Source organism: Robinsoniella sp., assembly GCF_034124845.1.
The window spans coordinates 1-6198 of record NZ_JAWYAJ010000488.1; the positions used below are offsets into that span (position 1 = coordinate 1).

Sequence of the window (6198 nt, forward strand, 5' to 3'; positions counted from 1 at the left end):
GAACCTTTCAGGAACTGCGCGCAATCATTGACCAGGTTGATCTGCAGGAACAGATTGGGGTCTGTTTCGATGCCTGCCACCTCTCGGACTCCGGTTATGATATTGTCCATAACCTGGATGGGGTGCTGGATGAATTTGACCGGATTATCGGACTTGGATATCTTCATGCGTTTCATATTAACGACAGCCAGAATCCTCCGGGAAGCCGCAAGGATCGTCACGCATTAATCGGAGATGGATACATCGGACTGGATTCCATCGTTGAGATCCTGAATCATCCATTGCTGCGCCATCTTACTTTTATACTGGAGACACCAACGGATCTGGATGGACACGCAGATGAAATTAAGCTCCTTCGTTCCTTGTATCGGGATTAAAAAATATGGAATTGCAATGCAGATGCAGGCATACCCCAGCGCCAAACCATGACGTTGGGGTGTCTCACACAACTGTATTTAAAAAGTATATTATGCCTGCATCCGTAATTATTTCATTACCTTGCGGTACTTAACCGTTGAATACGGACCATAGATTTTCTTGTTCCCCGCCTTACGGTAAGCACGAACTTTATAATAATATGTTTTCTTTTTTGTTAATTTACTATCTTTATAGGTGAATGTCCTGCCTTTTTTAATGGTTGCTATTTTATGATAAGTTCCATTTTTTTTGACGGCACGCCTGATCTCATAGCCGTGTGCACCGCTCACTTTCTTCCACTGCAGTTTCAGTTTTCTACCGGAAAGATTGGTAACCGAAGAGATCACTGCTTTTGCGGGTACCGGTTTCCCGGACTTCACCTTTGAATATTTACTTTGCATGGTTCTGCCATTGTGCTTGGCATAAGCCCGCACCTTATAATAATATTTCTTGCCGGTCAACAGCTTTCCATTGACATAAGAAGTTTTATTACCGCCCTTCACCGTGGCAATCTTACTATAGCTGCCGTTCTTTTTTGCAGATCGGTATATGCGATAGCCATCCGCTCCGGGAACCCGGGACCAGTTTAACCTTAACTTTTCATAACTTCCGGATTCTACTTTTTTCAACACCGGTACTACAAGCTTAACTGGCTGGGGGTCAGGCTTGGGTTGGGGTGTTGGTTCTGGCCTAGGCTGTGGTGCCGGCTCTGGCTTAGGCTGTGGTGCCGGGTCCGGTTTTGGATCTGGTGTGGGTTCTGGTTTTGGATCCGGTGTAGGCTCTGGATCAGGCTTATCGGGTTTCTTCTTCAGATCCCTCTGGGCTTTTATAAGATTTTCCCTGGCAGCATCTACCCCATCCTGTGTAATATTCTGATTGCTTTCTGCTTCCCTTGCCTTATTCAATGCCTCTTGAAATACACTCCAGGTTTCTTCCGTATAATCCTCTTGCCCTGTGATCTTTTCTGCATCCGATATGGCTTGCCGAAGTGCCGTTTTATCAGCTATACCAGCGGCTTTATCCATATCACTGAGTTTAAACTTCGCCTGTCTGATATAGCAGAGATCGGTTGTCACGCCCCCCTGCCAGCTCTCGGAAAAGGCTTTATCCCAATGCCCGTAAGAATCCATGATAAAGGTACCGTCGGGCTGGACTACAATTCCCGCATATCCCGTATCTCCCGACTTCGCATTATTTGCCCAGTCTTCATCAATTAATATCCGGTACTGGCCTTCGTTTTGTTCCATCAGATCCTCGTAAGTGCCAACCCAGGCAGCCCAGTCACCGGCTTTCCAGTCGTTTCCTCCGTCAAACTTTCCATTTCCGTTAAGATCGTAATTTATTTCACGGAATGTAATCAGCAGCCTGCCGCTCACCGGATCGTAAACGGCTTTATGCCGCTCTCCAGCCAGAGAACCAGGCAGATCCATAGGCCTGCTCCATGTCTCCCCTTCATCCTCTGAATAGATCAATGTTGCCGGATTATTGTGAGACTGGCTTCTGGCAAGACCTACAATCCGTTTTCCGTCCGGCGAACGGAACATGCCGATCTCACACATCTGATACCCGCTCTCTATAGAACGGTATTCACTCAGATAAGGCTCCGGCTCGCTCCATTGTTCCTCTCCGTTTTCATCAAATGTGAGATATGTCTTGTAATTGACATAATCATAATTGTGGTACACGCCCATCCATTTCTGTATATCCTTTCCATTGCTGTCTTTTAACTGGATCAGGCTTGCCATTGCCACAATGGATTTGTTCGGCGTGCCATCCTTATGATTGGTATACCAATGCTTATACTCTGTCCATGTCTCACCCCCGTCATCAGAATAGGACGTATTCCATCCGGTAGCATTGCCTTCCAGATCCTGACCCCAGCCGGGACACGCCGTAATCAGCATCAGCCTCTGAGTTCCGTCCTTCAGGTGTATTTTGTACATGGTTGGCGTCTCCTGTGAACCTCTGAAGGATTCCGGAGTCTTTTTTTCTACCCATGTTTCCCCGGCATCATAGCTGATCTTCAGGACCAGAGGGCCTTTTCCGTGTCCAACCGGATAGGAGGTAACCAGTGTCTGGTTATCATCCAGCATCACCATATCCGGCTGTCCTAAATACTGACGTGGTCCTCCCGGATCTTTATCAATATCGGACAGGTATTTTTCATCCAGTTCATAGACCGGAAGTTTATTCGAGATGGCTAATTTTTTCGTAATCACTACCGTTACCAAATCCCGGTATCCAGAAGCCTGGTTTTCCACAGTTATGGTAACACTGCCCTTTTTATGTGCGGTAACCAGCCCTTTTTCATCTACCGATGCTGTCTCCGGATCACTGGAAGTATACACGATGGACTTATCATCCTGATCACTGATCAGATTTGTCTGTATGGAAAAATGCTCTCCTACGTTTAGCTCTTTATAGGTTTCCTGAATGTTCAACCCCTTCGTCTGCATAATGGAAGCGATTTCTTCTGTTGACAGTACTCTGTTAAATATCTTCAGTTCATCTATTTTTCCAATAAACCCGTTTCCTCCGATGATATCCACCGGGCATGGGAATTCGTGGTTGACGGTCCATGCATTTGTCTGTATCAAGGTACCGTTAATATACATGGAAAGCCCATTTATTTTATCCTGTGTCCACGCCACATGAACCCAGGTATCGGTTGGAAATACATAATTAAATGTCAGTACATCTCCGCTTCCCGTTCCCACATGTACGCCCGCTTTCTCTCTGTTATCCGCCAGCCGCACATCAAAAGAATAATTACCGTCGTTACTCATGATAACCGAGTTGCGTTCAGGATCTTTTGTGCTGTTCATCACCCAGTAACCTACCGTCCAGGTATCAGAAAGACCGGAATTTCCCTGTAAACGAACCGATTTTTCAGCCTCTGTAATCGTCAGCGCTTTTTCCGACCTGCCCGGTGAAAGTACCGCTCCCTGGTTGACGCCGTCTCTGTTTCCCCATTCATCCTTTACCACATTATTTTCCATAGAGTCAAAGGAATAGTAAGCAGTCTTTGCCCCCTCTTCAATAGTGATTCCGGTTACCGTTGCAGTAATCTCGGCACTCTTGGAGGGATCTTGTTCAGAAACTGCGGTAATTACAGCTCTACCTGTCTTTTTCCCCGTCAAAATCCCCTGTTCAGATACGGATACCACCTCATCATCAGAGGAGGTCCAATTCAATTTCTTATGGATCACATTGTCAGGAAGAATAACCCCATGAAGCTGCAGTGTCCCGCCTATAGACAGTAACACGTCACTGCCTTCCTCAATCGTCACGGATTCTACCTGATCCGTTCCCTCTTCCTTCAAAGTGAGATACTTTTCGGTAATTTCGGCCACGCCTTCTTTGAAAGTTTCCATCTCTGCTGACAGAAATGCAATCTTTTCCGGACTTAAATAAGTTCTTCCATTTGCCGCCGTGGTGCTGACTGCACCATATAAGGCATCGATATCTTCTTTCAGCGAGGGGATCTCCCGTTCTATCAGCATTAATTTGTTTACATCCCGCACGCCTTCTGCCATCTTCTCCAGGCGCACCGAACTTTTTCCAACTGGTTGCGGAGCATCTTTTTCGTCCGGATAATAAAGGAAGCAGTCACCTGGTTCAAAAGCATTATGGGTCACATCATTTAGGGGATCCGCAACCCATGCATCATAAGCCCAGCGCAGAAATCCGGCAGTCCCCATCTTTCCGGCATTCATCATGGACCAGTAACTCTCTGCCGGTGCACTCAGGGCATAATTTCCAGGCGTGTGTTCTGTACAGGAATAAAGTGTTGTCCGAAATCCTTTCGCTTCTCTTTCCTTTAAAAGCTCTGCAAATTCTGCAGCGCCAGCCTGTGCCGCACTGTCGCCTACATTTAAGTCTGTCACACGCAGTGCCAGTTCTTTTTTGTCTGCAAAATGATCCATGGCTCCTGCCGTCTTGAAGGATTCACCATGAATATTCTTAACCGATTCAATCAGATCAAATGCTTCTTTGCTAAATCCCCGTTCATCAATTCCTATATAAGATTCATCAAACCATCCTTTTTCCATCAGATGTTCCGTAAGCTTTTGCAGGAAGTCCCGCCAGACCTGTGTATACCGGCTGCTCCCCGGGGTAAAAGGCTCATAGATTAAGGTTCCATCTTCCCAGTAAGCAAAGGAATTGTGCCAGGGGGCAATACTGTAAAGCACTATTTTATCCCCAATACCAAGACTCTTATTAAAAGATATCCACTTGTCCAAATCCGTATAATCATACTGAAAGCTTCCATCACTGTTCCTGGTCCATTTGATCATAGAGGGATAATGCACTTTATTTGCACTGTATGTCTGCCCGTCCCATGCCTCCTCTACAATAGAAGCCGTGATAGCATGACCGCCTATTTCCTTATATTTCAACATGGCGGATTCCAGGATCTTAAAATGTTCCGGAGAAAAAGGCTCTACTCCATAATATTCTGCACTGCTGTAAGGATACTGCCATAACTCAATGTCAAATCCATCCTTAAATTCCTCCGAATCCGGCAGCTGCACATCCTGAACCTCTATTTCATATTGGAATAACAGAGGCTCTTCAATTCCATCTGCTGTTACGGACAGCGTTCCGGTGTAAGTTCCCGCAGTCTGGTCTTTTGGAATAGGAAACGTTACCCATACAGGCTGTACACTGTTAAATGGCATATCAACCGGTTCTGACTGATACAGGATATCCGAGGATTCACTGCGGTTATCACCGGTAGGCTCAGGAACCGGACGGTCTTTGCTTCCATATCCCAGATAGGGTCCGTTATAGGCTTTTGTGGATTTTACAAAAACAGTTTTTACAAGATCTCCAGAAATGATGTCATTACCATTCGTCAGATCACTGGCGGTAACTGCCACATTTTTTAAACTGCATCCAATGGATACCAGCGCCAGTTCGCTCACCGCCTTATCATTTTTCCACGCTGTCAGACTCCCCGACATGGTATGCCTGTCCAGCAGCTCTTCATAACGGTCCTGGGTATACTGGGTATTGGTATCCACAATTGATCCCCCCAGCTGACGCACCCCTGCCGCCACTGTCACCGCTATTTCTTTTGCAATACCGGATTCTTCCCTGGTGATACGGATCGTTGTTTTTCCTTCTGACCGGGCAGTTATCATGCCCTTCTCCGATACCTCCGCTATCTCCGTATCCATACTTTCATATACAAGATCTACAGCTTGTGCATATTCCGGTATGACTGTATAGCTGATCTGCCTTGTCTCATCTTCGGTCATCTGCATTTCGGAATCAGCCAGTACAATATCCTCCGGTATATAAGGAGCATGGGTAATCTGTGCATATGCCGTCTGATTTACGATCTTATTTCCCGTTCTTTCATTCAGTGTGACCGCCTTCAGTACATGCATGCCTTCCTCCAGATCACTTACCGCATATACGGACTGTGGTTCTGTGCGTGTCTCATTGTACAAATCAGCCACTGCCGGATTTTCATCATCCACAGAAAACCGGACTTTTCCATGCATGGGACTTTTGTTAGAAAATATCTCCACCTTATTTCCCACAAAAGGGATTTCATAATAACATTCTTCAGCCCGTTCATCAGAAGAACCCAGATCCATATATGCCTCGTTCTCCAAGACGGTCCACTCCTTTCCCTGGTAAGCCGTATAGGAAAACTTATTCCAGGATCCTTCTGTCATATCCGGTTTCAGGGTCATGATTTCACCCTCCACGGCAGTATCTTCTGAGGCATCCTGTGCAAAAACCGGCAGTACATCAGAAGTAATTACT

Annotated in this window: 2 protein-coding genes; one reads left to right on the forward strand and one right to left on the reverse strand. The window is 46.1% G+C overall.

The genetic code is table 11. The annotated features are described in order from the left end of the window. The coding region (locus ACH2DQ_RS23885; protein WP_395028556.1) for a deoxyribonuclease IV at positions 1 to 377 on the forward strand (377 nt) is incomplete at its 5' end. Positions 378 to 485: 108 nt separating this feature from the next. Here the strand turns inward: ACH2DQ_RS23885 and ACH2DQ_RS23890 are convergent. Continuing rightward, on the reverse strand, positions 486 to 6125 hold the full coding sequence (locus ACH2DQ_RS23890) for a glycoside hydrolase domain-containing protein (protein WP_395028557.1): 5640 nt from the start codon (positions 6123 to 6125) through the stop codon (positions 486 to 488). Positions 6126 to 6198 lie beyond the last annotated feature (73 nt).

Bases quoted from the DNA above. Each gene is read 5' to 3' on its own strand.
- ACH2DQ_RS23890 (WP_395028557.1), bottom strand. From the start codon at position 6,125: ATGACCCTGAAACCGGATATGACAGAAGGATCCTGGAATAAGTTTTCC.